The sequence below is a fragment of the Terriglobus sp. YAF25 genome, from assembly GCF_052113305.1.
GTDB lineage: Bacteria > Acidobacteriota > Terriglobia > Terriglobales > Acidobacteriaceae > Terriglobus.
The window spans coordinates 1-1,477 of the sequence record NZ_JBFRCY010000927.1 but is presented as its reverse complement, the minus strand read 5'-3'; the positions used below and the strand labels follow the sequence as shown (position 1 = coordinate 1,477).

The following is a 1,477-nucleotide window of genomic DNA, read 5'->3' as shown; positions in this document are numbered from 1 at the left end:
GATCGACAACTGGCCCGATGGGACGGTCTTCGCCCAGGTGGCTTGGCTGCAGCAGCCGGACGGTAAAGGCGGCATCACTACCGGAGCCTTTCAGCAGGTAGAGCTGATGATCAAGGACAGCAAGACGTATGCGTCGACTGAAGGCTGGGGTTGGGGCCGGTGGCGCGGCGATGATCTGAAGCCATACGGGAAAGACGCGACGCTTCAGAACGAATGCATCAGCTGCCATGAGCCGGTGGCCCATAGCGACCATGTCTACACGATGCCGATTGGAGGTGCGCAATGAAACAACTACTCGCAGCAATGTCGGTTGTTTTGCTTCTCTCCGGCTGCTCGCCGAATCCGCCCAAGACGGTGTTCCCGCAGCTGAACCGCGAGGCGGAAGTCCATGGCGGGCTGCCGTGGAACCCGAGATCGGGGCGTGTGATTACCTCCTGGATCAATCCCGGAGGAACCATGACCACGCTCTATGGCGACGACACGGCCGTCAACTATGCACGTTCCCATGCGGATGGCGCCTATCCCACAGGAGCGAAACTGGGCGCTGTGACCTGGAAACAACAGGAGGACGCGCGCTGGTTCGGCGGGAGAATTCCTGCTCAAGTGGCAAGTGTCGAGATTGTCATAGCAGGTGGACGGTACGAGAGGTATGAAGGCTCACCGCTGGCGGCAGTGCCCGGAAACGATGAACAGCGGGCGCAGTATCTGCTGCAGCAGCGAGCGGCAGTGATGCCATAGGAAATGGAATAACGGAATGATTGAATGAGGGCCTGTTTGCTGGATCGGGCCTTTATTCAATCATTCAATTCTTCAATCATTCCATTACCTAGCGGCTCCGGGCGCTGGGCGGTGGTGGCGGGAAGGGCTTTGGCAGTGTCGGCGCGACGTAGTCTGCTTCGCTGGCTGGGTCAGGACGGTGCTCTTCCACCAGCTTGGCGATGGCGTACTTCAGCGGATCCAGACCTTCTCCGGTGACTGCCGAGATGGAATAGAAGGGAAGCTTGCGGCGCTTGGCGTAGGCCTGCAGCTTCTTGAGCTTCTCCGGATTGGCGGCGTCCATCTTGGTAGCGACGATGATGGTCGGCTTGGAATCAAGGCCGTGGCCAAACTCCGCCAACTCTTTGGTGATGGTCTTGAAGTCTTCGACCGGATTCTCGCGACCGCTGCCGTCAGAGACATCGACCAGGTGCACCAATACTGAGGTGCGCTCGATGTGGCGCAGGAACTGGATACCGAGCCCTGCACCCTGCGATGCGCCTTCGATCAGCCCAGGGACATCCGCAATCGTGAATGACGAGGTGTGCGGATACTCGCCGATCTTCACCACACCCAGGTTGGGCTCGAGCGTTGTGAAGGGGTAGTTCGCGATCTTCGGCCTGGCGGCGCTGAGACGTGAGATCAGCGTGGATTTACCAACATTGGGATAACCGACAAGGCCGGCATCCGCGAGCAGCTTCAGCTCCAGACGGTAATGGCG

Annotated in this window: 3 protein-coding genes; 2 read left to right on the top strand and 1 reads right to left on the bottom strand. The window is 59.4% G+C overall.

Annotated features, from left to right (window positions below):
* Together AB4043_RS25295 and AB4043_RS25290 are read left to right on the top strand one after the other, a co-directional pair.
* A partial coding sequence (locus AB4043_RS25295) for a cytochrome P460 family protein (protein ID WP_442308500.1) occupies positions 1–286 on the top strand: 286 nt, incomplete at its 5' end.
* Positions 283–738 carry a hypothetical protein gene (locus AB4043_RS25290; RefSeq protein ID WP_442303152.1) on the top strand — a complete coding sequence of 152 codons (456 nt, stop codon included), beginning with the start codon at positions 283–285 and terminating at the stop codon, positions 736–738. The genes AB4043_RS25295 and AB4043_RS25290, both read left to right, overlap by 4 nt.
* A gap of 88 nt (positions 739–826) precedes the next feature.
* Here AB4043_RS25290 and AB4043_RS25285 read toward each other — a convergent pair.
* On the bottom strand, positions 827–1,477 hold a 651-nt coding region (locus AB4043_RS25285; protein WP_442308499.1), incomplete at its 5' end, for an Obg family GTPase.

Excerpts from the sequence above, each read along its gene's own strand:
- AB4043_RS25290 (WP_442303152.1), top strand. The coding sequence starts at position 283 with ATGAAACAACTACTCGCAGCAATGTCGGTTGTTTTGCTTCTCTCCGGC.